The 26,014-nt window shown below is 72.1% G+C and carries 17 protein-coding genes; 13 read left to right on the top strand and 4 right to left on the bottom strand.

The window, feature by feature from the left end; translation table 11 throughout:
• Positions 1–87: 87 nt before the first annotated feature.
• The 4 genes from AB0L25_RS24530 to AB0L25_RS24515 all read left to right on the top strand — a co-directional run bounded on the left by AB0L25_RS24530 (position 88) and on the right by AB0L25_RS24515 (position 7,285).
• A complete protein-coding gene (locus tag AB0L25_RS24530) occupies positions 88–1,380 on the top strand; it encodes a hypothetical protein (RefSeq protein WP_500175005.1) in 1,293 nt (430 codons plus the stop codon).
• A complete protein-coding gene (locus AB0L25_RS24525; protein ID WP_500175004.1) occupies positions 1,380–2,177 on the top strand; it encodes an SDR family oxidoreductase in 798 nt (265 codons plus the stop codon). Before AB0L25_RS24530 ends, AB0L25_RS24525 begins: the two co-directional genes overlap by 1 nt.
• 11 nt (positions 2,178–2,188) lie before the next feature.
• Positions 2,189–3,337: a sulfotransferase family protein gene (locus tag AB0L25_RS24520; protein WP_500175003.1), complete on the top strand. Its 1,149-nt coding sequence runs from the start codon at positions 2,189–2,191 to the stop codon at positions 3,335–3,337.
• Positions 3,338–3,766: 429 nt separating this feature from the next.
• Positions 3,767–7,285, top strand: coding sequence for a phosphodiester glycosidase family protein (locus AB0L25_RS24515; protein WP_500175002.1), 3,519 nt, complete (start codon positions 3,767–3,769; stop codon positions 7,283–7,285).
• A gap of 53 nt (positions 7,286–7,338) precedes the next feature.
• Here AB0L25_RS24515 and AB0L25_RS24510 read toward each other — a convergent pair whose 3' ends face one another.
• The 3 genes from AB0L25_RS24510 to AB0L25_RS24500 form a co-directional block, all read right to left on the bottom strand.
• A complete protein-coding gene (locus AB0L25_RS24510; RefSeq protein WP_500175001.1) occupies positions 7,339–8,406 on the bottom strand; it encodes a DUF6348 family protein in 1,068 nt (355 codons plus the stop codon).
• 356 nt (positions 8,407–8,762) lie between these two features.
• The gene (locus AB0L25_RS24505) at positions 8,763–10,298 is read right to left on the bottom strand and encodes a hypothetical protein (RefSeq protein WP_500175000.1); all 1,536 of its coding nucleotides are present in this window, start codon (positions 10,296–10,298) and stop codon (positions 8,763–8,765) included.
• A 71-nt stretch (positions 10,299–10,369) separates the two neighbouring features.
• Complete coding sequence (locus AB0L25_RS24500) at positions 10,370–11,911, bottom strand: ABC transporter substrate-binding protein (RefSeq protein ID WP_500174999.1); 1,542 nt, start codon at positions 11,909–11,911, stop codon at positions 10,370–10,372.
• Positions 11,912–12,277: 366 nt separating this feature from the next.
• Between AB0L25_RS24500 and AB0L25_RS24495 the strand changes: the two genes are divergently transcribed.
• From AB0L25_RS24495 to AB0L25_RS24480, 4 genes are all read left to right on the top strand, one after another.
• Positions 12,278–13,258 (top strand): D-2-hydroxyacid dehydrogenase, encoded by a 981-nt coding sequence (locus AB0L25_RS24495; RefSeq protein ID WP_500174998.1) that lies wholly within the window; start codon positions 12,278–12,280, stop codon positions 13,256–13,258.
• Positions 13,259–13,309: 51 nt separating this feature from the next.
• Positions 13,310–14,158 (top strand): alpha/beta fold hydrolase, encoded by an 849-nt coding sequence (locus AB0L25_RS24490; protein WP_500174997.1) that lies wholly within the window; start codon positions 13,310–13,312, stop codon positions 14,156–14,158.
• A gap of 10 nt (positions 14,159–14,168) precedes the next feature.
• Positions 14,169–15,035 carry a 2-hydroxy-3-oxopropionate reductase gene (locus AB0L25_RS24485; protein ID WP_500174996.1) on the top strand — a complete coding sequence of 289 codons (867 nt, stop codon included), beginning with the start codon at positions 14,169–14,171 and terminating at the stop codon, positions 15,033–15,035.
• A gap of 133 nt (positions 15,036–15,168) precedes the next feature.
• Positions 15,169–17,172: a beta-galactosidase trimerization domain-containing protein gene (locus tag AB0L25_RS24480; protein WP_500174995.1), complete on the top strand. Its 2,004-nt coding sequence runs from the start codon at positions 15,169–15,171 to the stop codon at positions 17,170–17,172.
• 6 nt (positions 17,173–17,178) lie between these two features.
• Here AB0L25_RS24480 and AB0L25_RS24475 read toward each other — a convergent pair whose 3' ends face one another.
• The gene (locus tag AB0L25_RS24475; RefSeq protein ID WP_500174994.1) at positions 17,179–18,231 is read right to left on the bottom strand and encodes a LacI family DNA-binding transcriptional regulator; all 1,053 of its coding nucleotides are present in this window, start codon (positions 18,229–18,231) and stop codon (positions 17,179–17,181) included.
• Positions 18,232–18,390: 159 nt separating this feature from the next.
• Between AB0L25_RS24475 and AB0L25_RS24470 the strand changes: the two genes are divergently transcribed.
• The 5 genes from AB0L25_RS24470 (at position 18,391) to uidA (ending at position 26,011) form a co-directional block, all read left to right on the top strand.
• Positions 18,391–19,923, top strand: coding sequence for an ABC transporter substrate-binding protein (locus tag AB0L25_RS24470; protein ID WP_500174993.1), 1,533 nt, complete (start codon positions 18,391–18,393; stop codon positions 19,921–19,923).
• A 63-nt stretch (positions 19,924–19,986) separates the two neighbouring features.
• Positions 19,987–20,928, top strand: coding sequence for an ABC transporter permease (locus tag AB0L25_RS24465; protein ID WP_500174992.1), 942 nt, complete (start codon positions 19,987–19,989; stop codon positions 20,926–20,928).
• Entirely contained in the window at positions 20,925–22,751 is a 1,827-nt protein-coding gene (locus AB0L25_RS24460) for an ATP-binding cassette domain-containing protein (RefSeq protein WP_500174991.1), read from the top strand. Before AB0L25_RS24465 ends, AB0L25_RS24460 begins: the two co-directional genes overlap by 4 nt.
• Positions 22,748–23,599: an ATP-binding cassette domain-containing protein gene (locus AB0L25_RS24455; RefSeq protein ID WP_500174990.1), complete on the top strand. Its 852-nt coding sequence runs from the start codon at positions 22,748–22,750 to the stop codon at positions 23,597–23,599. The genes AB0L25_RS24460 and AB0L25_RS24455 overlap by 4 nt, the downstream gene beginning before the upstream one ends.
• Before the next feature lie 615 nt (positions 23,600–24,214).
• A complete protein-coding gene (uidA, locus tag AB0L25_RS24450; protein WP_500174989.1) occupies positions 24,215–26,011 on the top strand; it encodes a beta-glucuronidase in 1,797 nt (598 codons plus the stop codon).
• The last annotated feature ends 3 nt before the right edge of the window (positions 26,012–26,014 follow it).

Genomic DNA, 26,014 nt, shown 5'->3' with positions numbered 1-26,014 from the left:
TGAGGTAGAACGCGTTCTAGTATCCCGCCCACAGTCGATGATCCGCCGTGCGCCGGCGCGGGCCGTGCCGCCAACCCGAGGAGCCCGGTGACCACCGAACCGACCCGGTCAGTCGAACCGCCCGAGACCGTCCCGCCCGAGACCGTCCCGTCCGACGCCGATCCGTCCGACGCAGACTCGTCCGACGCCGACCCGGACACCGCCGCCACGCGCGGGTTCGCCGCGGCGATCGCCGAGGCGGAGCGGGTGATCCGCGCCGCCCCGCACGTCCGGACCGAGCAGGACCTCGCCGAGGGGCTGGACTACCTCGCCGGCAGCATCAAGGCGTCCCTGCACATGGTGGGCGCCTACCAGAAGGACTTCCCGTACTTCGCCGCGTCGACCGGCCCCTACAGCAAGCTGGGCCTCGACAACCCCGACACCCTCTACTTCCACGCCTACATCCGCGACGACGCCGAGTACGTGGTGACCGGCCGCCGCGGAACCACCGCCGACCTGAGCTTCCAGGTGATGAACGGCGACTACTCGCCGACCGCGTCGCCCGACAGCCTCACCGCGTTCGACGACCGCGAGCTGGACATCGGCCCGGACGGCGAGTACCGGGTGCGGTTCGGCCCGCCGCGCCCGGACGCGGGCCCGGGGTACTTCGCGCTCGCGCCCGGCTCGGCGATGCTGATCGTCCGCGAGGTGTTCAGCGACTGGGCGACCGAGCGGCCCGGCGAGATCCGCATCCACCGCGCCGACACGCTCGGGACGTCCCCGCCCCCGGTGTCGGCGGACGCGATGGCCCGGCGGTTCGACGTGGCGGGGCGGATGCTCGTGGCCCGGATCCGCACGTTCCTGGCGTTCCCCGAGTGGCACTACCTGCGGCTGCCGGTCAACACGCTGACCGAGCCGCGCCTCACCCCGGGCGGGCTCGCCACCCAGTACTCGTCCGTCGGCCACTACGACCTGGCGGACGACGAGGTCATGGTGATCACCGTGCCCGCCGCCGACAAGGCGGTCGCGCCCTACCAGGGCTTCCAGCTCGGGAGCATGTGGTACGTGTCGCTCGACTACATCAACCACCAGACGAGCCTCACCGCCGACCAGGCCCGCGTCGACCCCGACGGCATGATCCGGTACGTCGTCGGCGAGCGCGATCCCGGCCTCGCGAACTGGATCGAGACCACCGGCCACCGGCGCGGCTACCTGCAGTTCCGCTGGCAGCGGCTCGCCCGCGACCTCACCCCGGCCGACGGCCCGTCCGTCGAGGTGATGCCGTTCGACGCGCTGCCCGACCGGCTGCCGCACCACGGGCACCAGCGCGTCGGCCCGGACGAGTGGCGCGACCGGATCGCGGCCCGGCAGGTCGCCGTCGCCCGAAGGATGCTCGGCTGATGGCGGATCCGCTGCTCGCGGCGCCGCTCGCCGACCGGGTCGTCGTGGTGTCGGGCGTCGGCCCCGGTCTCGGCCGCGCGCTCGCCGTCCGCTGCGCGGCGGCGGGCGCCGACCTGGTGCTGGCCGCGCGGAACGAGGAACGGCTCGCGGAGGTCGCCGCGGACGTGAAGGAGCTCGGGCGCCGCGCGCTGGCCGTCCCGACCGACATCACCGACGCGGCGGCGTGCGCCCGGCTCGCCGACACCGCCCTGGAGACGTTCGGGCGGGTCGACGGGCTGGTGAACAACGCGTTCGCGACCCCGCCGCTGGAGGACCTCGCGACGGTCGACCTGGACGCCGTCCGCGCGGGCTTCGAGACGAACGTGCTGGCCGCGCTGCGGCTCACCCGGCTGCTGGCGCCCGCGCTCGCCGACCGGGACGGCTCCGTCGTGATGATCAACTCGGCGGTGCTGCGGCACTCCCGCCGCACCTACGGCGCCTACAAGATGGCCAAGTCGGCGCTGCTGTCGATGGCGCAGAGCCTCGCCACCGAGCTCGGGCCGCAGGGCGTCCGCGTCAACACCGTCGCCCCCGGCTACATCTGGGCGCCCAACCTGAAGTGGTACTTCAAGCAGCTCGCCCGGGCGCGGGACGTCCCGACGCGGACGGTCTACGAGGAGGCCGCCGCGACCACCGACCTCGGCAGGCTGCCCGAGCCCGACGAGATCGCCGACACCGTGATGTTCCTGCTGTCCCCGCTCGCCCGCGCCGTCACCGGGCAGTGCCTCGACGTCAACTGCGGCGAGTGGCACCACTGAAAGGAGCACCGATGGCGTCCGGACGCGCGACCCTCGGCACCGTCGAGGACCTGCACGCCTCCGCCCGCAAGATCACCCACCTGGACGACTTCGGCGCCGACGACTACACCGACGGCCTCGAGGCGCTGCTCGACTCCTACGCCCGGGAGGCGGCGCTCACCCCCGCCGGGAACAAGGCGCAGCGCGCCATCCTGCGCGGCGCCCTCGTGGCCCGGCTGTGGTCGGAGGCCGCCTGGCGGCGGCACCCCGGGCACGCGGACGCGCCCCTCGAACGTCCGATCTTCGTCACCGGGCTGCCGCGCACCGGCACCACCGCGCTGCACCGGCTGCTCACCGCCGACCCCGCCCACCAGGGCCTCGAGGTGTGGCTGGCGGAGGTGCCGCAGCCGCGCCCGCCCCGCGACACCTGGGCGGACGACCCGGTCTACCGGGCGATCGACGCGGGCTACCGGCGGCACCACGTCGAGAACCCCGAGTTCATGGGCGTCCACTACATCGCGGCGGACACCGTCGAGGAGTGCTGGCAGCTCCTCCGGCAGAGCATGCGGTCGATCTCGTTCGAAAGCCTCGCGCACGTCCCGTCCTACTCGGCCTGGCTCGCCGGGCAGGACTGGACGCCCGCGTACCGCAGGCACCGCCGCAACCTGGAGCTGATCGGGATGAACGACCCCGGGCGGCGCTGGGTGCTGAAGAACCCGAGCCACCTGTTCGCCCTCGACGCGCTCCTCGAGGTCTACCCGGACGCGCTGATCGTGCAGACGCACCGGGAGCCGCGCACCGCCATGGCGTCGATGTGCAGCCTCGCCGCGCACGCCACCGCCGGCTGGTCGGACGTCTTCACCGGCGCGACGCTCGGCCGCGACCAGCTCGACCTGTGGAGCCGGGGCCTCGCCGCGTTCCGCGCCGAGCGGGCCCGGCACGATCCCGCGCGGTTCGCCGACGTCCACTACGACGACTTCGTCCGCGACCCGATCGGGACGGTCGCGTCGGTCTACGCGCGCTTCGGGCTGCCGTTCGGCGACGACGCGCGCGCGGCGATGGAGCGCCTGCAGGCCGAGAGCACGAGCGGCGCCGCCCGTCCGTCGCACCGCTACTCCCTCGCGGACTTCGGCCTCACGCCGGAGGAGGTCGACGAACGCTTCGCGGGCCTGCTGCCGTGACCGTCCGGGGGCGCCGGTGCGGCCGTGGACACGCAGCCGCAGCCGGCGTCGGTCTTGGCCTGGTGGGCGGTGACGCCGGGGGCTTGGGGCCGCTCGGCGTCGGTGCAGCAGGCGTTCACTCCGCAGCAACCGTCCTGGGTGTTCATCGGTTCGCTCCTTCGTGCTCCGGATGCTGATTAGATGCTCCTCTAAACAACTTCGAGTCTGCCTCGCTGAATAGACGTGTGTCAAATTAGATGCTCGTCTAAATCAGGTGTTCCCGTGGACGCCGCCGCGCCGGACCGCCGCATCGCCGCGCGCACCAGGATGATCATTTGAGCGGTGTTGGCCCGTCCGTCACCTGCGCCACCATCCGGCGCCGCGCGGGCGGGCTTGGCTTGGGCGGCCAGTCGCCGGGACGTTCCCGCCCTGGGCCTCGAGGAGGGGCACGTGACACCGCACCTGCACCGACGCCGCCGCGCGCACCCCGCGCGGCGCCGACCACCGTCCGCGACGCCGTACGCCGCACGGCCGATCGCCGTGCTCACGGCCGCCGCCGCGCTTCTCGCGGGCACGGCCGCGCCGTCGCTCGCCGCACCGCCGGGGCCGCCGCCCCGGCTCGGCGCGCCGCCCGACCCGTCCTCGCCCGTCGTCCGGGAGGTGGACCGCCTGCTGCTGCCGGACGGCCGCGCCGCCGCGGCCGCCGGCGAGGCGCTGGAGACCGAGCGGATGCAGCGCCCGGTCGCGCCCGGCACCGTCCTGACCTCGTTCGACCGGCTGGACGCCAAGGGCTGGCTGCGCGCCGACCAGATCGACGTTGACCTCGGCGCGCCCGTCCGGGCGGACTACCTGTCCCCGGGCCCGGTCGCCGCCACCGCGCCGCTGTCCGAGCAGGCCGCGAAGGCCGGCGCCATCGCCGGCGTGAACGGCGACTTCTTCGACATCAACAACACCGGCGCGGCCAACGGCGCGGCCGTCAACGACGGGAAGCTCGTCAAGTCGGCGAACCCCGGCTCGTCCACCAAGACCGCCGGGGTCGGCGTCGACGGGCTCGGGCAGATCGCCGACATGCTGCTGGAGGGCGAACTCACCCTGCCCGGCGGCCGCAAGGCGCCCCTCGGCCAGTTCAACGCGTCCCGCGTGCAGAAGGACGGCATCGGCGCGTTCACCTCCATGTGGGGGACCGCCACCCGCGGCCGGTCCCTCGCCGACGGCGCCCAGCGGGTCGCCGAGGTCCTGGTCATGGACGGCAAGGTCGTGTCGGTGAGCGACGCCCCCGGCGAGGGCACGATCCCCGACGACGGGTTCGTCATGCTCGGCCGGGAGGCGGGCGGCGACCTGCTGCGCACGCTGAAGCCGGGCGACCCGGTGACGATGGCCTACAAGGCCCGCTCGTCCGCGAAGGACGCGGAGTTCGCCATCGGCGGCAACCAGGTCCTCGTCCGGGACGGCGCGGTCCCCGCGATCACCGACCCCGCGGTCCACCCCCGCACCGCCGTGGGCTTCAGCGCGGACGGCCGCCGCATGATCCTCATGACCGTGGACGGCCGCCAGATCGACAGCCGCGGCGTGACGCTCGCCGAGATGGGCGCGCTGATGAAGGAGGCCGGCGCCCACAACGCCGTCAACCTCGACGGCGGCGGCTCCTCCACGCTGCTGGCACGCGAGCCCGGCCAGGCCCGCGGCCAGGTGGAGAACCAGCCGTCCGACGGCGCCGAGCGCCACACCCCGAACGGCATCGGGCTGTTCGCCGAGGGCAGCGGGAAGCTGCGGGGCTTCTGGGTGGAGCCCGCCGCCGACCCCGCCGACGCGCCCGGCGTGGGCCCGACCCGCGGCGGCCGTCCCGACCGGGTGTTCCCCGGGCTGACCCGCAAGCTCGTCGCGCGCGGCCACGACGAGGCGCAGGGCCCCGCCGAGGGCGACCCGCGCTGGATCGCGACCGGGCCGCAGGGCCGCGTCACCCGCGACGGCGTGTTCCGCGCCCGCCGCGCCGGCGCCGTCACCGTGCACGCCGTCGACGGACGCGCCCGCGGCAAGGTCACGCTCACCGTGCTCGGCGAACTGGCCCGCGTCGGCGCCACCACCGACCGGGTGACGATCTCCGGGCAGGACGGCACCGGCGCCTTCGGCGTCGTCGGCTTCGACGGGCAGGGCTTCACCGCCCCTATCGAACCGTCCGACACGAAGCTCACCTACGACACGTCCCTGCTGGACATCGAGCCCGGCGCGGGCGGCGCGTTCACGGTGACGCCGCGCAAGGCGTCCGGCTCCACGCTCGTCACCATCGAGGTCAAGGGCCACCGGACGACCGTGCCGATCAGCGTCGGCCTCGACCAGCGGACGATCGCGACGTTCGACGACGCCGCCCGGTGGCGGTTCGGAACCGCGCGCGGCTCGGGCGCGGTCGAACCGGTCGGCGAGGGCCGCACCGGCGGCGGGCTGCGGCTGTCGTACGACTTCACCAAGTCGACCGCGACCCGCACCGCGTACGCGTACCCGCCGGAGCCCATCGAGATCGAGGGGCAGCCGCAGGCGCTCGGCGCCTGGGTGTACGGCCACGGCAAGGGCGAGTGGACGGCGTTCACCGTCACCGACGCGAACGACCAGACGTACTCGCTGTACGGCCCGTACATCACCTGGGAGGGGTGGCGCTACCTGGAGATGCAGGTGCCCGCCTCCGTCGCGTACCCGATCAGGGTGAACCGCTTCTACACCATCGAGACGTCCGCGAACCGCCAGTACACCGGCGAGGTCCTCATCGACGACTTCGTCGCGAAGGTGCCGCCGTCGGTGGAGACGCCGCCCGCGCAGCGCGCCCCCGCCGACCCGATGGTGATCCGCGACGGCACCGTCGACGGCAGGCGCTGGCGGTTCGCGGTGCTGTCGGACGCCCAGTTCGTCGCGGCGAACCCCGACAGCGTCTACGTGCAGCGCGCCCGCCGCACCCTCCGCGAGGCGCTCGCCGCCGAGCCCGACTTCCTCGTCATCAACGGCGACTTCGTCGACACCGGCACCGAGGCCGACTTCGCGCTCGCCAAACGGATCCTCGACGAGGAACTCGGCGGGAAACTGCCGTACTACTACGTCCCGGGCAACCACGAGATCTACGGCCCCGGCACCATCGACAACTTCCGCAAGGCGTTCGGCGAGCCGTCCCGGACGTTCGATCACAAGGGCACCCGGTTCGTCCTGCTGGACTCGTCCACCGGCACGTACCGCACCAGTTCGTTCGACCAGATCCGCATGCTGCGGACCGCCCTGGACGGCGCCCGCCGCGACTCCTCGATCGGCTCCGTCGTCGTGTTCGGCCACCACCCGTCCCGCGACCCGCTGCCGTCCAAGAACAGCCAGCTCGGCGACCGCAAGGAGGCGGCGATGCTGGAGGAGTGGCTCGCGGAGTTCCGGGCCGAGTCGGGCAAGGGCGCGGCCGTGGTCAACGCCCACGTCGGCGTGTTCCACGCGTCCCGCGTGGACGGCGTCCCGTCGTTCATCAACGGCAACTCGGGCAAGAACGCCGCGGCGTCCCCCGCCGACGGCGGCTTCTCCGGCTGGACGATGTTCGGCGTGACCCCGCCGTCCCGGCTCGACATCGCCCGCACCCGCCGCAACCCGTACACCGCCGGCCCGCAGTGGCTCCAGGCCGAGGTGCGCCCGCACGTGGACGAGCTGACGCTCGCGGCGCCCCGCACCGTCCCGGACGGCTCGACCGGCGACGTCACGGTCACCCTGCGGCAGAACGACCGCGACATGCCGCTGACGTACCCGATGAGCGCCGACTGGACCGGTTCGCCGACCCTGCACATCGGTGACCCGGACGACGCCCGCCGGTGGCACGTCGCCGCGTTCGACCCGTCCACCGGGAAGCTGACGGGGCTGCGCCCCGGCACGGTGAAGATCGCGGTCGAGGTCAACGGCGTCACCCGCGAAACCACCCTCACCATCGCGAGGTCCGCCGGCAAGGCGGCCTGACCCGCACCGGGAACCCGGGCGGGGCGATCGCGAAACGATCGCCCCGCCCGGGCCTACCCGGCGGCGGGCACGAGCAGGCCGAAGAGCCGCACCGCGACCGGCCCGTCCGGCAGCGGCGCGGGGGTCGCCGCGACCACGGCCTCCCCAGCGGGCCAGCGCTCGCCGTCCAGCAGCACCTCGTTGGTCTGCAACCGCCCGTCATGGTGGGCGACGAAACAGCACAGTCCGTGCGCCTTCCGGTTCAGCGGTTCCGCGCGCAGCGCGTCCAGCAGCCGGTCGAGAAGCGGACCGGCGGACGGCACCGGCCGGTCGGCGAACAGGTTGAGCTGGGCGCCCAGCACCAGGTCGAACGCGCCGCCCGGGTGCGCGTAGCGGTCCCGCTCCACCTGGTCGGGCGCGGTTCCGGGCCGCAGCAGGCCGTCGACAAGCGGATGCAGCGAGCAGCGCTCGAACTTGTGCAGCGCCCCGCCGATCGCCTCGCGCCAGGTGGCGCCGTGCCCGGCGAAGCTCTCCACCAGCCACGGCACGGCCAGCGCCGGGTGCGCCACGCCGAAGTCGACCTGGACCATCACCGCACCGGCCGGGGCGGGATGCACGAACAGCCGCGCGTCCACCTTCGTCCCGCCGCCGAGCGGCACCCCGTGCGCCCGCAGGAGCGCCTCGAACGCGTCCCGCGTCGAGGGGACGCCGCCGTCGCCGGGCCCGACCGGCACCAGATCCCCGCCCAGCACGGTCTCGCCGGGCGTGAGGTCGGTCAGTTGCGCCCCGTCGTGCAGCGCGTCGTTGATCGCCCCGAACTCGGCGCTGCGCAGCGCGACCCGCTCGAACTCGCCGCGGTCGGCCTGCTCCGCGCGCGCGAGGGCCGCCGCGAACACCGGTTCGTCCGCGAGCCGGATCCGACCGCCCGGCGCGACCGCCTCGCCGGAGAACCGGACGTCCGGGAACAGCCGCCGCGTGAACGCCATCGGCAGGAAGATCATCAGGCGCTGGGCGAGCCACGGCTCGACACCGCCCCCGGCCAGCCGCTCCCACACCTCGTCGTCGCTCGGCGGCTCGGCACCGGCGCAGAACGCGGCGATCCCCACCTCGACGGCCTCGCTGAACCCTACAGATTCGATCACCGCGGCACACTACCGCCGCGTCCCTACCGATTTCGTCCGCTTTTCGGCCGCTCGCCTGTGGAGCGGGGGCCAAGGGGGTGTGCACGCAGCGTCAAGAGCGGCGCGCGCGGGCGTCCGTCCCTTTCGGAAGCGGGATCGCATGGACGGCCCGGACGCGCGGCCCGCGCGAGGCCGCCTCCTCGAACGCGTACTCCAGCACGGGCGCGTCCCCATCGAGGCTCACCCCGACCGCCACCTCACCACGCCCGCGGCGCCGAACGGAAGGGAATGTCGTACGGCCATATCTCGGACACATAGACCAGCCGCAGCTACGCGGCCGTCCTCGACGGCGCCGCCGCCCACTTTTCAGGGCCGCATCATGCGGGTTCCATGAGGACGAGGTACAGGGCGTTGGGCTTGAGGTCGATCGTCTCGCTGTGGCGCGTGCCGGGCCTGACGATCTTTTCGGAGACCTGCTGGAGGTCGGCCCCGGCCGGGTCGGTGAAGTAGTTGCTCGTGGTCTGATCGATCCTGAACATGCGCCGGCGCACCGGCCCGTGCGCGAGGTGCCGCGGCAGCCGGGACATGTCGAGGGTCGCCCGATGGCTCTGGTCGTTGGTGTGCTGCCAGTTCCAGACCATGAGCGACGCCCCCGTGCGGTCCTTCGAGGCGATCGCGTAGACGCCGTTGTCGTCCTTGCGGCCGCCCGAGACGGTGGCGGACACTTCGACGTCCTTCATCTTGGACTGCATCAGCATCATGTTGCCGTAGGGCGTGAAGATCCCGGTGGGAACAGGCACGTTGCCGACCCGTGTCACCAGCTGGTCCTTGCGTCCCTCGGCGTAGTGCCGGACGACCCAGTTGAACATGTAGGTGTCGGGCTGCCGGGAGTACAGGTAGCTGTAGGTGGCCATGCCGGCCGCCTGCCGGAGATAGTCGGTCGTGCCGGTCCGGTCGTCGTAGGCCGGGCCGGGGTAGATGCCGGTCTCGGTGATGAAGCTGGGGATGCGCCCCCGGATGCGGCGTTCTCTCAGCCACTTCAGGATGTCGCCGCGTTCCGTGGATACCTGGCGCAGGTCGGACTTGTAGAAGGTCGGAACCTGGTAGTCGTCGTCCCACTTCAGATAGGCGTGGTAGCTGATGAAGTCGAGGCGCTTGCGCGGGTCGCGGTCGGCGGCGTAGTCGTCCAGGAACGGCTTCATCCACTTGGGGTCCATGACGCTGAGCGCCGGACCGCCCACCTGGAGACGGTCGGCCGGCCTCGTGCCCTTGCCGACCCGGTCGGCCGCCTTGTAGAACGGCACGTAGAAGCGGTACAGGTCGCCCGGTCGCAGGGTGACCTCGTCCGCCGGACGGCCGTCGTGGCGTTCATGCCCGTGGTACTGCCAGTCCGGCTCGTTGAACACCTCGACGTATTTCACGGCCGGGTATTTCTTCTTGAGGTCTCCGAGCATCACCTCGAGCAGGGGTTGCAGGTCCTCGTAGAGCCGTTCGCCGCGGACGAACTCGCTCGGGTTGAGGTTCACGAGCACCGCGTCCGACAGCTTGCCGGCATCGGTGAGGTAGGCGTCCGTGTTCTCGGAGAAGTCGCACGTGCCCGTCTCGATGCTGCATTGCTCGAACGCATGGTCGAGCCACACCCGGTGCACCTTCTGATGCAGGCCCTGCTCGTTGAGGAATCGGACGTCGGCGGAGCGCTGTTCGATGAACGCGTTCTCGTTGGCGTAGTTGTTGTAGCGCTCGGACCGCAGCAGCCTACCCTTCTGATCGCCGAAGTCGACCGAGACGGTCGCCGGGCCGAGCGCGTTGGGCTGCGCGTGGACATCGGACGGCCCGGCGGCGGAGAGGGCGATGAGCATCGCGAGCGTCGTCGTGACGACGGCCTGCACGATACGAGTGGGGGCGAGTTCCACGGCCATTCTCCTTCTTGAGGATTTGCCCTGCCTGATCCTGATCGCCCCTGGACGACCGGAACGGGCCGCCGTCATGAGATGCCGAATGCGCGGACGGTGTTGAAAAGGTTGGATCCGTCGCCGAGGAATTCGACCCCATCGGCGGTGACCCAATTGCGCCCGCTGTAGAAGATCGGCGCGTACCAGGCGTTCTCCACCAGGAACGCGTTGATCCGCTTGTACAGCGCGGCCGCCTGCGCGGGATCGCCCGTGGCGTTCGCCTGGTCCAGCATCTTCGTGAGCTCGGGGTCCCGAGTGCCGAACACGTTGCGCGGACCGTCCGGGTCCAGCGAGTTCTTCACCTCGATCGACGCGTCGTTGAGCCCTTCGACCTGGAGGAGCATGCCGTACTTCTGGGAACTGATCGACGACGCGCTGTTCTGGGGCGGTGTCGGTTCCCACGTCACCTTGATGCCGATCTCCGCCAGCGACTGGGTGACCGTCGGCTCGAACGGCTTGGTGAAGAACAGGCTCGGCATGCGAACCGCGAACCCGTCCGGATAGCCGGCCTGCGCGAGCAGCTTCTTCGCGGCCGCCGGATCGTAGGCGTACCTCTGCTCCAGCGCGGGGTCGTATGCCTCGCCCTGGGGGTTGAACACCTGCCGCGTCGGCTTGCCCGCTCCACGCAGCAGCTGATCGACGATCTTCCCCCGGTCGAAGGCCATGTTGATCGCCCGGCGCACCCGCACGTCCGCCAGCGGCTTCACCACCTTCCCGCCACGGTCGGAGAGGCTCAGCATCCCCACCACGACCGCCTCGACGAACTTCACGTCGAAGCCGCCGGACTTGAACTGGTCGATCTGCGCGGCCTCCACGCTGGCCGCGTTCAGCCTCCCGGATCGCAACGCGTTGACGATCGCCGTGCGGTCCTTCATCACCTGCATCCTGACGGTCTCGAACGGGTACGCCTTCGCGTTCCAGTAGTCGTCCCGCTTCTTCAGGACGTACTCCGAGCCGTTGACCGTCGACGCGTCCAGGACGTACGGGCCCGAACCGACCGGGTTCAGCGCCGTCCGCTCGGTGTCCAGCGTCTTCGGGTCCCCGATCACGCCGACCGCGCCCGCCAGCGAGCGCAGCAGCGCACCGTCCGGCCCCTTCAGGTGGAGGACGACCGTTCGCGCGTCCGGCGCGTCGACCGACTCGACCGAGGCCACCGTGAAGCTGTTCGGTCCCGGAGTCGACAGCGTCCGCTCCAGCGTCGCCTTCACCGCCGCGGCCGTCACGGGGGCTCCGCTGCTGAACGTCATGCCGTCCCGCAGCTTCAGGGTGAGCGTCTTGCGATCACCGGAGTACGCCCAGCTCTCGGCGGCGTTCGGCTGCAGTTCGCCCTTGTTGTCGACGGAGAGGAGCGTGTCGTAGATCGCGCTCCAGACGTAGGCCTGCGTCCCGCTCAGGAGCTGCGCGGGGTCGAACGAGTTCGGGGTGTTCTGGACGGCCAAGGAGAGCGTCTCGGTATCCGTGGACGACTGTTCGCCCGAAGCGGCGCAGGACGCCGTCGCCAGCAACGCGGCCGCGGCCGCCACCGCCGTGGAGAGCCGTAGGGGCAGCCGCCGGCCCGTGGATCGAATGAGCATCGCACACGTTCCTTCGCTCTGGACGCACCGTTCCACCGCGGCGCCGTCCCGCCGGGGTCACAGAGCATCAGACGTGCGGCCCGTGATGAGCGGCAAGTGGTTGCCATCGGTTGTCGCGGTGCTCGCTGCTCGCTCTCCGGGCCGGCCGGACGCGACCGTTCGGCCCGTCGCCGAGACGGCCGGGGCGTCTCCGCCGTCATGGCAACAGGTGGCAAGCAGTTGCCGGACGATTCCTCGGACCGCTGTGATGAACCGGCGATCAGCATGGCGCCCGCGCGTGCGGCCCCCAGCTATTGGAGGTAGGCCACTATGACGCAGTCTCCGCATTCCGTGGAGCCGGATCACCGGAACCGCAGTATTCGCTCGGTGCTCTCAACGGTCATGTTCGAACCGGACCAGATGGAGCAGCTGCGCCGGGCGTTCGCCCCGGCGGAGTTCGTCCACGTCGCCCCGTGGGACGACGCCGGCATCGGCCGTGCGCTCGAGAAGGCGGACGTCGCGGTCATCGGGGGCGACCTCGACGACCGGTATCTCAGCGCGCCGCACCTGGCGTGGGTGCACTGCGACCATTCCGGTCTCAACAGGTCCGCGAGCCCCGCGCTTTTCGAGCGAGGACTGGTCGTCACCGGGTCCGCCGGCCGTTCCGCCCCTGCTCTGGCCCAGCACGGATTCTATTTCGCGCTCGCCCTCACTTTCGACGCCCGGGGGCTGCTCGCAATGCAGGACGCGCACCTCTGGCGCTTCATCGACGGCTACGAGAAGAAGCTGTCGTTGTGGGGGAAAACGCTGGGCATCGTTGGCTTCGGCCACACGGCCCGGGAGATGGCGCGCCTCGGCAAGGCGTTCGGCATGCGCGTGGTCGTGTACCGGCGCCGCCCCGCGGAAGAGGCCCCGGACGTGGACGTCATGCTGTCCTCGGACGACGGAGACCCCCTGGGGCGGCTCCTCGACGAGGCCGACGTCATCATGATCGCGGCACAGCTGACCGACGCCACCCGCCACCTCTTCTCGACCGGCGAGTTCGCGCGGATGAAGGACACCTCGTTCGTCATCAACATGGCGCGCGGGGAGATCATCGACCAGGACGCCCTCATCGAGGCCCTCCGGGCGGGAGAGATCGCGGGCGCCGGACTCGACGTGGCCACTCCCGAGCCGCTCCCTCCGGAGTCCCCGCTCTGGGACTTCCCCAACGTCATGATCACGCCCCACGTGACCCCGGCCGTCCCGGACCGCACCCAGCGCTCGATCGACATCATCGTCGAGAACGTCGGGCGCTACCGCGCCGGCGAGCCCCTCCTCAACGCGCTGACCGAGCGCGACGTCTATACGGGCGATCGGCGCGTCTGAAAACCGCCGGGCACCGACACGACTCCGCTCTTCCGACAGTCAGGACGTTCCATGTCAGCAGGCGACGCAACACAGATCGACCCCCGCGGTGCCGCGGGCCCGCGCATCATCCTCGACCGAGCGACCGGGCCGCGGGGCGCCGCCGGCACGATGGTCCTGCTGAACTCGCTGGGCACCACCACCGCTCTGTGGGACGGCGTCGTGCCGTCCTTGACCGGCGCGTTCGACGTGGCGCGGTTCGACCAGCGCGGTCACGGTGACGCCACGGAGTGCGCGGCGCCGCGGGGGCTCGACGACCTCGTCGACGACGTGCTGCGCGTCATCGACCGCCTCGGCGCGGGACCGGTCCATCTCGCGGGCATCTCGATCGGCGGCATGATCGCGCTTCGCGCCGCGCGGCGGGCTCCGGACCGCGTCTCGTCCCTCGCCGTCATGTGCTGCGCGGCGGTGCTCGACCGGCGGAGCTGGGTCGGACGGGCGAGCCTCGTCCGGCGGCGGGGAACGGCGGCGATCGTCCCTGCCGTGCTGGACCGCTGGTTCGCGCCGGAGTTCCGCCGCGACCGGCCCGAGGTCGTGCGGGCCTACGGCGACATGCTGGGCTCGACGGATCCGGAGGGGTACGCGATCGGCTGCGACGTCCTCGCCGACGCGGACGTGCGCGACGACCTCGGCCGGATCGACGCCCGCACGCTGGTTCTGGGCGGCGCGGAGGACCCGGCCACCCCTCCGGACGAGCAGCGCGCCATCGCGCGCGCGATGCGGCGGGCACGGCTCGTGATCCTTCCGGGTGTCGCCCACCTCGCCCCGGCGGCGGCCCCGGAGGAGGTCGCGGAGGCCCTGAAGGCGCACGCCCTGGACCGTCCGGGCGACGAGGCCCGGACACGACCATCGAACACCTGAGGAGACGGAAATGGACATCGGCTTCATCGGTCTGGGCGTGATGGGACGGCCGATGGCCGCCAACCTCATCGCGGCCGGTCACCGGCTCACCGTCCATCGCGACAGTGCGGCGGCCCGGGAGGCGCTCGGGGATCGAGCACGGTTCGCGGAATCCGCGGCGGAAGTGACGCGGAGCAGCGAAACCGTCATCCTCATGCTCCCGGACACCCCCGACGTCGAAGCGGTGATGCGCGGCGAGGACGGCGTGCTCGCCGCGCTGCGGCCGGGCACCCTCGTCATCGACATGAGCTCGATCTCGCCTTCCGCGGAACGCGAACTCGCGGGCGAGGTCGCCGAGGCCGGTGGCAGCTACCTGGACGCCCCGGTGTCCGGCGGAGAGGTCGGGGCACGCGACGGAACACTGTCGATCATGGTCGGCGGCGACCCCGCGGCCGTCGAGAGGGCCGCGCCGATCTTCGAGGTTCTCGGGGGGCGCGTCTCCCACATCGGCGCGGCCGGTGCCGGTCAGGTGGCGAAGGTGGCGAACCAGATCGTGGTCGGCGTGACGATCGAGGCGGTCGCCGAGGCGCTGCGCCTGGCCGAGGCCGCCGGCGTGGATCCCGGCGCCGTCCGCGAGGCCCTGCTGGGCGGGTTCGCGTCGTCGCGCGTGCTCGAGGTGCACGGGGAGCGAATGATCAAGGGCGAGTTCGAGCCGGGCTTCCGCATCGCGCTCCACCGCAAGGATCTGGGGCTCGCGGTGGAGGCGTCGGCCCGGCTCGATGTGCCGTTGCCCGCCGCCGGGCTGGTGCACCGGCTGATGAACGCGGCGATGGCCACCGGTCTGGGCGATCACGACCACTCGGCTCTCGCGCTGCTCCCGAACGGGCGGACGGGCTGACGGGCCGATCCGGCACCAGGCGGTCCGCGCCTCCCGCGGCCCTTCGACAGGAAGAGAAACACCCCGCATGCCGAGCAGATGGCAGAGGCCGTTCACGGTCTTCCAAACGAATCTCCAGGAAATCGACGCCACCATGGACGTCGAGGCCGCACTCGACGTCGTCGAGGACCACGGCGCGGACACCTGGCTGGTCAACGCCGGCGGGATCGTCGCGTTCTATCCGACCGACCTGCCGTTCCACGCACGGAACCCCTTCCTCGCCGACCGCCCCTCCGGGGACCTGCTGGGCGACGCCGTGGCCGCCGCCGGGCGGCGGGGCGTCCGGGTGATCGCGCGGCTGGACCTCTCCAAGGTGACCGCCGCGGTCGCCGCGGAGCGTCCCGAGTGGCTGTTCAGTTCGGCCGCCGGCGAGCCGCAGATCTACAACGCGCTCTACAGCACATGCCCGTCCGGGGATTACTACCGGCAGCGCGCACTGGAGATCCTGGACGAGATCCTCGACCGGTACGCCGTCGGCGGCTTCTTCGTCAACTGGTTCAATTTCAACGAGCGCGACTACAGCGAAGTCGTCCACGGCGTCTGCCACTGCGCGTCGTGCATCGCGCGGTTCGCCGAGTTCAGCGACGGTCGCGCGCTCCCCGGCATCCACGAGACCGCCGACCTTCCCTTGTGGCTGCGCTATACCGCCGCCACGCTGGAGGAGCTCGGGCGGAAGTACACCGCCCACCTGGCGTCGCGCGACCGCGACCTCGCGCTCGTCCTCTCCAAGGGCGCCCCGGTCGTCTACCGGGAGGGCAACAACGCCTTCCGGCACATGCCCGGCAAGGAGTTGTGGCCCCACGCGACCGCCGAGGCGGTGAGCGCCCACGTGTCGGCCCGGCCGGAGGCGCCGCTCGTCCTCAACGTGCCGGCGCACGTCGACTCGACGTACCGCATGGGGGCGGAGCAGCCCGAGCACGTCGCCCAGCACCTGATCCAGGCGATCGCGCGCGGCGGTAATCCCTCGACCTACATTCTCGGCGCGCCGGGACGGTTGCCGATGGCGAGCGTGTCGCTGGCCCGGCGCGTGACCCGGTTCCACCGGGAGCGGCACGATCTCTACGCGACGTTGCGGCCGGCCGCGACGATCGCCCTGGTGCGGTCCGGGGACGGGCGCGGCGGCCATGCCGGCCTCGGCGGGGCGCTCGAGGAGTTCCGCGGGACGTACCGGGCGTTGCAGGAGAGGCACCTGCCGTTCGACGTGGTCGGGCTCCGCGACCTGGCGGCGATGGGGGCCGGCCGTCGGCTGGACCGGTACCGGCTCGTCGTGCTGCCCGACGTCGGGCCCCTCGGGGCCGAAACGGCCGAGGCGCTGGACGCGTTCGTCGAACGCGGCGGGAACCTGCTCACCACCGGCGGCAGCGGCATCACCGCCGAAGGCGGCGTGGAACTGGCGGCGAGCCCGGCGGCCCGCCGCATCGGCGGCATCGTGTCCGGCGAGGAGGTGTGGTCGACGTACGCCACCCTGGACGAGCAGCCGCACGCCGACGAGAACCGGTTCGCGGGGTCGGTCGTCCCGGTGTACGGAACCAACGCCCGTTACGTCTGGAAGCCGGGCACCGAGAAGGCGGGGTCCGTCCTCGCCCAGGCCCCGTGGGGGCCGCCGGAGCTGAGCTACGGTCACACCCCCGGCGGCGATCCGGCGGTCGCCTCGATCCGGTACGGATCCGGTGCGTCGTCCATGATCACGTGGACCGTCGGCCGCACGTACCGGGAGTTCGCCAAGACCGAGATCCGCGAGCACCTGCTGCGCGTGGTGGAGCCCCTGGCGGACGTCCGGGTCGGCGCGTCCCTGCCCGAGCAGGTCGAACTCATTTTGGGGCGGGACGATGAGGGCTACGTGGTGCACCTGCTCAACCAGACGGGAGCACGGCGGCGCTCGTTCGGTCCGCACGTGCCCGTCGGCGACGGCCGCCTGGTGCTGCACCGTGCGACCGGCGACGAGTCGGCCGTCTCGCTCGTGACCCGTCAGGAGCTCGGCACGCGGATGGACGGGGGCGCCCTCGTCATCGACCTCCCCGTCATCGACCTGTTCGAAGTCGTCCGCATTCGCTCGGCCACGGTGCGGGAGGACGTGAGACGGGCCGCCGCCTCCTGACGGGCGTCACGTGCGGGCCGGACCGGTGCGGCCCGCGGCGAGGTGCGTGCGGCGGCGCCGGGCGGTCGAGCCGCGCACGATGAGGCGCACGGGGAGCGGCATCGGCCGCACGGGAGGGCTCGCGGGCTCGCCGCGGTGCGCGAGGACGGCGTGGACGGCCGCCCTGCCCTGGGCGCGCAGCGGGGCGGCCACGGTGGTCAGTCCCGGAGAGACGATCCGGGCGGGGAAGATGTCGTCGAAGCCGATCACGCTGACCTCCTCCGGCACCCGGATCCCGGTGCTCTGGAGGGCGAGCATCAGGCCGATCGCGAGCTGGTCGTTGTAGGTCACGACGGCCGTCGGCGGGTCGGCGTGCAGCCGGGCGGCCGCCGCGCGGCCGCCCGCGACCGTGGGCGCGAACGGGCCGATGCGCTGCGCCCGGCGGCCGAGGTCCGCGGCCGACTCGCGGAGCGTGCGCCACCGCATCCCGTCCGCCCACGACGCCTCCGGCCCGGCGACGTAGGTCAGCGCCCGATGCCCCAGCCCGGCGAGATGTTCGGCGGCCCGGCGCATGCCGCACGCGTCGTCGAGGACGATGCTCGGGACGTCCGCGACGTCGCGGTTGAGGACGACCGTGGGGCGCTGCCCGGCGACCACGCGGATGGCGGAGTCGGGCAGGCGGGTGCCCGCGAGGACGATGCCCTCCACCCCGGGCAGCGCGCGACGGAGGCTGTCGCGCTCGAGCGTGTCGGACTCCTGCGCGTCGATGAGCAGCAGGACGTAGCCCGCCTCGGCGGCGGCGGACTCGGCGCCGCGGATGATCTCGGCGTAGAAGGAGTTGGTCACGTCGGACACGACGAGGGCGAGCATCGACGTGCGCGTGCCCGCGGCCGCCGGCGACGCCGGCGCCGTGCGGTAGCCGAGTTCGGTCGCCACCCGCCGGATGCGCTCGGCGGTCTCGGCGTTGACCCGCCCCGGCCGGGAGAAGGCCCGCGACACCGTGGAGGCCGCGACCCCCGCCGCCTGCGCCACATCGTAGATCGTCGGTGGTCTGCCGGAACGGTTCGCGGTGCCGGTCATCGTTCCTCACCCCCACTCGATGAGAATGACGCTCTCAAGTGATGGAGACAACATATGGCAACTGCTTGCCGCCGCGCACGAGGCGATCGTCTGATGGGGCGCGTAACCCAGGCGCAACATCCCGTCCACCCGACGGTTCTCCAGACGAAGGACCCCCACATGCGCATTCGATCCACCGGCCGGAGACGGGCCCTGACCGCGCTGGCCGCGGCCGCGGTGGTGGCGACGGCGTCCTGCGGCGCCCCCGGCGGACGGTCGTCGGCGGACGCCGCGACGCTGTCCCTCGCCGTCCAGGGAGCCCCCAACTCGTTCGACCCCGCGCAACTCGTCGACGGCACGCAGTCCTACGTCTGGAGCGCGGTCTACGACTCCCTGCTCATGGTCGACAACGAGGGCGAACTCAAGCCGAACGCCGCCGAGAGCTGGAACCACTCCGACGACGGGAAGACGCTCACCCTGAAACTGCGGCAGGGCATGACCTTCAGCAGCGGCGACCCGGTGACCTCCGCCGCGGTGAAGGCGACCCTGGAGCGGACGATGGCGACGCCGGGTCCGAACCGGTTCAGGCTGGCCGCGGTCGAGACGGTCGAGACGCCGGACGAACGCACGATCGTCCTCCGGCTGAAGGAACCGGACGGGGCGCTGACGCACGCGCTCGCCACGACGGTCGGGGTGATCGGCGACCCGAAGACCCTGGACACCGAGCGGACGGCGCTCGACCCGGTCGGGTCGGGCCCGTACGTCCTGGACGACTCGACGGTCAACGGCTCGAAGTACGTCCTGAAGAAGCGGGACGACCACTGGAACGCGAAGGCGTACCCGTTCGAGACCGTCGAGATCCGCGTGATCAAGGACCGCACGGCCACCGTCAACGCGCTGCAGTCGGGTGCGCTGAACGCGGCGAGCGTCGAGGTCGCGCACGTCGACCGGCTGAGGTCCGCGGGGTTCGACACGAAGTTCATCGAGGCCGAGGCCGTGGGAACGCTGTCCCTCGCCGACCGGGACGGTGAGGTGCTCAAGCCCCTCGGGGACGAGCGGGTGCGCCGCGCGATCAACATGGCGTTCGACCGCGACAAGATCGTCCAGCAGTTGCTGCACGGGGCCGGCGAGCCGACGCGGCAGCTCTTCAACCCCAAGGGCGACGCGTACGATCCCGCTCTCGAGAAGGCGTACTCCTACGACCCCGCGACCGCGAAGAAGCTCCTGGCCGAGGCCGGATACGCGGACGGGTTCGCCGTCCACATGCCGAGCCTGTTCTTCACCAAGCCGTTCGAGCCCACGATCACCCAGTCGCTCGGGGAGATCGGGATCGAGGTCACCTGGGACCCGACGCCCCCGCAGAACAGCGTCTCGGCGATCGCGTCGGAGAAGTACGGGATGTTCGTCATGGTCGAGGGGTTCAACGCCACCCCCGTCGAGGTGCAGGACTACCTCGCCCCGGACGGCCCCAAGAACGTCTTCGACTCCACGGACCCCGAGCTCGAGGAGCTGCTCGACCGGGTGAACGCCGAGCAGGACCCCGCGAAGGCGGCGGAGCTGTACAGGCGGATCAACGCCTTCACGGTCGAGAACGCCTGGTCCGCGCCGATCTTCTACAGCGGGCGTCACTGGGTGACCGGCGACGGCGTCGAGTTCCTCGGCGACGGCTCGAACACGTTCCCCACCGTCCGGGCGTTCGGCGTCTCCGGCTAGCCCCGGACGCCGCGGGCGGCGTCCGGCCGCACGCGGGGTCCGCCCACCCCCGAAGGAGACCCCATGTTCCTGTACGCACTGCGGCGGGCGGCCACCGGCCTGGTGCTCGCGGTGCTGGTCACGCTGATCACGTACCTGCTGCTGAGCCTGTCCTTCGACGACATCGTCCGGGGCAGGCTCGGTCCCGCCGCCACCCCCGAGTCCGTCCGGGCGATGAAGACGGACCTGGGCCTGGACCGCCCGGTGCTCGTCCAGTACTTCGACTGGCTGTCCCACGCCGTTCGCGGCGACTTCGGCATCTCCTACTTCACGAGCGAGCCGGTCGGGCCCGCGGTGGCCTCCCGGCTCGGCGTGACGATGTCGATCGTGGTCGTCGCGCTGATCGCCACGATCGTCGTCGGCGTCGCGCTCGGGGTGCTCGCGGCGACGCGCGGCGGCGCCGTGGACCGGCTGGCCCAGAGCGCCTCGCTCACCGGCTACCTGCTGCCGAACCTGCTGATCGCGATCGTGCTCGTCGTCGTCCTGGCGATCAACCTGAAGCTGCTGCCGGCCACCGGGTACACGCCCGTCACCGAGAACCCGGCGCGCTGGGCGGCGTCGATCGCCATCCCGGTGATCGCGCTGGTGGTGTCCGCCGTGGCGTCGCTGACCGCGCAGGTCCGCGGGTCGATGATCGACGAGCTGCGCCGCGACTACGTCCGGACGCTGCGAACGCGCGGCATCCGCACCCGCTCGGTCGTCCTGCGGCACGCGCTGCGCAACGCCGCGGGACCCGCGCTGACCGTGCTGTCGTTCGAGTTCATCGGGATGCTGGGCGGTGCGCTCGTCATCGAGACGGTGTTCGCGTTGCCGGGCTTCGGCACGTACGCGTTCGACGCGTCGCTGCAGGGCGACGTCCCGATCATCATGGGCGTCACCGTGTTCGCCGTCCTCATGGTGGTGAGCGTGAACCTCGCCGTCGACCTCGTGAACGGCTGGCTCAACCCGAAGGCGAGGGTCCATTGAGCACGGACGCACCGAACCCGACCGAGGAGACCTGCGAGACCGGCGCGGCGCCGTCCCGCCGCAGCTCGGCGGCGCGGCGGCTGCTGCGGGACCCGCAGGCCGTCGTCACCGCCGGGCTGCTGCTGGTCATCGTCGTCCTCGGCCTGCTGGCCCCGCTGCTGGCCGGGCACGGCCCGAACGAGGCGTCGCTCGACGCGATCAACGCCGATCCCGGGACGCCCGGGTATCCGCTGGGCGGCGACGGCAGCGGCCGCGACATCTTCGCCCGGCTGCTCCACTCGATCAACACGAGCGTCGTGTCGGCGCTCATCGCGGCGAGCATCGCGCTCGCCATCGGCGTCACCGCCGGGCTCGTCGGCGGGTACTTCGAGCGGCGCGTCCGGGGGCTCACCGAGTGGGCGTTCAGCCTCATCATGACGCTGCCGGGCCTGCTGCTGCTCATCGTGCTGATGCCGGTGACCGGCGGCGACTACCGGACGACCATGGCGATCTTCGGGGTGCTGCTGTCGCCGGGCATCTACCGGCTGGTGCGCAACCTGGTCGTCGGGGTGAAGAACGAGACGTACGTGGACGCCGCGCGCGTCTCGGGGCTGACGACCCCGCGCATTCTCGGACGGCACGTGCTGGTCGCCGTCCGGGGACCGGTCGTCATCGCGACCGCGTTCCTGGCGGGCCAGGCGATCACCCTGCAGTCCGGGCTGGCGTTCCTCGGCGTCGGATCGAGCGCCGCCCCGAGCTTCGGGGCGATGATCTCCGAGGGCTTCCTGAACCTGTACGAGGAGCCGCTCCAGTTCGTCTGGCCGAGCGCGCTGCTCGGGATCATCAACGCCGCGCTGGTCCTGTTCGGCAACGCCCTGCGCGACACGCTCCAGGGTGCGCAGCCGAAGCCTGCCAAGATCGTCCGAACCGGGCCGGAGGCGGCGGCGCCCGCGGACGCGGGCCCGGCGGCCGGGCTGCTGACGGTCGAGGACCTCGCGATCGCCTACCCCGCGCCGTCGGGCGAACTGCAGGAGGTCGTCTCCGGGGTGACGCTGAGCCTGTCGTCCGGGGAGACGCTCGGGCTGGTCGGCGAGTCGGGTTCGGGGAAGACGCAGACGGCGTTCGCGGTCCTCGGCGTGCTCCCCGCGGAGGCCGTCGTCACCCGCGGCTCGATCCGGCTGGACGGACGGGAGCTGCTGGGCCTCGGCGAGGGAGAGCTGCGCGACGTCCGCGGCCGGTCGATCGCGTACGTCCCGCAGGAGCCGATGTCGAACCTCGACCCGTCGTTCACCGTGGGCGCCCAGCTCGTGGAGGGCGTCCGCGCGGCGGCGACGTCCCGGATCTCGCGGCGGGACGCCCGCGCGCGGGTGCTCGCACTGCTGAAGAGGGTCGGCATCCCCGACCCCGAGCGGACGTTCCGGTCGTACCCGCACCAGATCTCGGGCGGGATGGCGCAGCGGGTGCTGATCGCGGGCGCGGTCGCGAGCCGCCCGGTCCTGCTGATCGCGGACGAGCCGACGACCGCGCTGGACGTGACCGTGCAGGCGGAGATCCTCGACCTGCTGCGCGACCTCGAGAAGGAGCTGAACATGGCCGTGCTGCTGGTCACCCACGACTTCGGGGTGGTCGCCGACATCTGCGACCGGGTCGCGGTGATGCGGCACGGCGAGATCGTCGAGACCGGGACCACCGCCGAGCTCTTCGGCGACCCGCGGCACGCCTACACGCGGATGCTGCTCGACTCCATCCCGGGCGACGCCGTGCGGTCCGATCCGCCGCCCGGCGACGCCGCCGGACGCGGCCCGGGCCCGTCCGGGGAGACCGTCGCGAAGGAGGCCCGATGACGGCGCCGCTCCTCGACGTGGACGGCCTGCGCGTCGCCTACCCCGGACGCGGCTTCCGGGCGCGCCCGGTGGAGGTGCTGCACGGCGTGTCCCTGACGGTCGGCGAGGGCGAGACGCTCGGCGTCGTCGGCGAGTCCGGGTCCGGGAAGACGACCATCGGACGCGCCGTCCTCGGCCTCGTGAAGCCGAGCGGCGGCCGCGTCCGGTTCCAGGGCCGGGACATCACGCACGCGCCGGCACGCGCGCGCCGCGCGCTCGCCCGCGACCTGCAGGTCGTGTTCCAGGACCCGTACGGCTCGCTGAACCCGAACCTGACGGTCGGCGACATCCTGAGCGAACCGCTGGTGGTGCAGGGCGCCTCCCTCAAGGACGCGCGGGCGCGGATGCGGGCACTGCTGGACCAGGTGGGCCTCCCGGCGAACGCGCCGGAGCGGCTCCCCCGCGAGTTCAGCGGCGGGCAGCGCCAGCGCGTCGCCATCGCCCGCGCCCTCGCCCCGGAGCCGCGGCTGATCGTCTGCGACGAGCCGGTGTCGGCGCTGGACCTGTCGACGCAGGCCCGCGTGCTCGATCTGTTCATCGACATCCAGCGGCGCACCGGCGTCGCCTACCTGTTCGTGTCGCACGACCTCGCGGTCGTCCGGCACGTGAGCCACCGGGTGAGCGTGGTGTACCGGGGCGACATCGTCGAGACCGGACCGGCGGGCGCGGTCACCTCGGAACCCGAGCACCCCTACACCCGCCGGCTCCTGCTGGCCGCGCCCGTCGCCGACCCGGACGAGCAGGCACGGCGACGCGCGGAACGGCGACGCCTCCAGGACGCCGAGATCGGACAAGGAGCCCACGGATGACCCGCCCATCCGGACTTCGCGTGGAACTGGCTGGGCCGGTTCGCGTTCTTCTTCGGCCAGGCGTCGTGCACGACGTACCTCACGTTCCTGATCGCGCAGCGTCCGCGGGCGGGAGGCGGACCGGGACAACTCATGGCAACCCGTTGCCACCCCTTCGCCGCGCCGCCGACGATTCTCATCGGTCGCGCACCGAGACCGCCGGGAGGATCTGTGAAGCGGACGCCGTTCGACTCGGGCTGGGTTCGAGAGCGTCCGGGCGCCCGAGGCGGGCGGCTCGTCCGGGTTCTACCCGGGCGGCGTGTACGAGTACCGCAAGACGTTCACGGTCCCCGAGGAGTGCCGGGCGCACCGCGATTCCCTGTGGTACTCGGGCGCCGGAGCCCACCGGAGCGTCCACCTCGTCGTCGGCGATCCCGTGTACATCGCCCTCGACGGCGTACGGATCACGACACCGGACGCCGACGCCGTTCGTCAAGTACCACGCCCGCGGCGTGAGCACCGGAACGCCGGCGCGGCTGCTGGAACGTCACGGGCTCGCCGGAAGCGGGCGCGAGTGAGCTTCCCCCCTCATCACCCGGACGGCCCGGTGGCCGAGTCCGCGACAGGAGCAGCCCCATGCTGAAACCACGATCCACTCCCACCCGCGAGCAGGTGAACCTGGACGGCCTCTGGCGGTTCGCCCTCGACGGCGCCGCCGGGCCCGAACCATGGAACGGTCCGCTCGACACGCCGCTGGAGGCGGCCGTCCCGGCGAGCTACAACGACCTGTTCACCGACCCCGCGATCCGCGACCATGTCGGGTGGGTCTGGTACCAGCGGACGGCCCGCGTGCCGCGCGGCTGGACGGACGAGCGCGTCCTGCTCCGGGTCGACGCGGCCACCCACGAGGGCCGCGTCTACGTCGACGGCGTGCTCGTCGCCGAGCACGTCGGCGGCTACACGCCGTTCGAGGCCGACATCACCGGGCAGGTGCGCCCCGGCGACGAGTTCCGCCTGACGATCGGCGTGAACAACGAGCTGACGAACGTGACGATCCCGCCCGGCACGGTCACCGTGTCGCGGAGCGGCCGCCGCGAGCAGCAGTACAAGCACGACTTCTACAACTACGCCGGGCTGGCGCGCTCGGTCTGGCTGCACAGCGTGCCGCCGGTGCACGTCACGGACGTCACGATCACGACCGGCCTCGACGGCACGGTCGGGACGGTCGGATACTCGGTCGCGACGAGCGCGGGCGCGCCCGTCCGCGTGCGGGCGCTCGACGCGGACGGCGCTGAGGTCGCGGCGGCCGCCGGCGCGGACGGCGTCCTGCGGATCGACGGCGTGACGCCGTGGCGGCCGGGCGCCGCGTACCTGTACGAGCTGGTCGTGGAGGTGCTCGACGAGGACGGGGACGGCGTCCTCGACGTCTACCGGGAGCCGTTCGGCGTCCGCACGGTCGAGGTGCGCGGCACCGAGTTCCTGATCAACGGCGAGCCGTTCTACTTCACCGGGTTCGGCAAGCACGAGGACACCCCCGTGCGCGGCAAGGGGCACGACGACGCCTATCTCGTGCACGACTTCCAGCTCATGGACTGGATCGGCGCGAACTCCTTCCGCACCTCCCACTACCCGTACGCGGAAGAGGTGCTGGAGTTCGCCGACCGGCACGGCGTCGTCGTCATCGACGAGACCGCGGCCGTCGGGCTCAACCTGGCCGTCCAGGGCGGGCTCACCGGGCGTCCGCACGACCCCACCTGGGCGCCGGAGGCGTTCGGCGCGGCCACCCGCGCGGCTCACGCCCGCCACCTCCGGGAGCTGATCGCCCGCGACAAGAACCACCCGAGCGTCGTGATGTGGTGCCTGGCCAACGAGTCCTCCTCCGCCGAGGAAGGGGCGCGGGAGTACTTCGAGCCGCTGGTGGAGCTGACCCGCGAGCTCGACCCGACCCGCCCGATCACCCACACCGCCTGGCTGGGCGCGACCGGCGACAACGACCTCATCGCCGACCTCTTCGACGTCGTCACCGTCAACCGCTACTACGGCTGGTACATCGCCAACGGCGACCTCGAGGCGGCCGAGCGGTACCTGGAGCACGACCTGCGCGGCTGGGTGGAGAAGTTCGGCAAGCCCGTCATGATGGGCGAGTACGGCGCCGACACCATGCCCGGCCTGCACTCGGTATGGGACGTCCCCTGGACGGAGGAGTACCAGCGGGCCTACTTCGAGATGAACCACCGGGTGTTCGACCGGTTCGAGGCGTTCGTCGGCGAGCACGTCTGGAACTTCGCCGACTTCGCCACGTCCAACGGCATCCACCGCGTGGACGGCAACAAGAAGGGCGTGTTCACCCGCGACCGGCGGCCGAAGAGCGCCGCGCACGCCCTCCGGGCGCGCTGGAAGGGCCTGAACGGCCGGAAACCGACCGCGAGGTGATCA

Origin of the sequence: Spirillospora sp. NPDC052242 (assembly GCF_040679555.1) — a bacterium.
In the GTDB taxonomy this organism is placed as follows: Bacteria; Actinomycetota; Actinomycetes; order Streptosporangiales; family Streptosporangiaceae; genus Spirillospora.
Note: the sequence above shows the minus strand (reverse complement) of the source record. Positions and strands in the feature narration are given on the sequence as shown.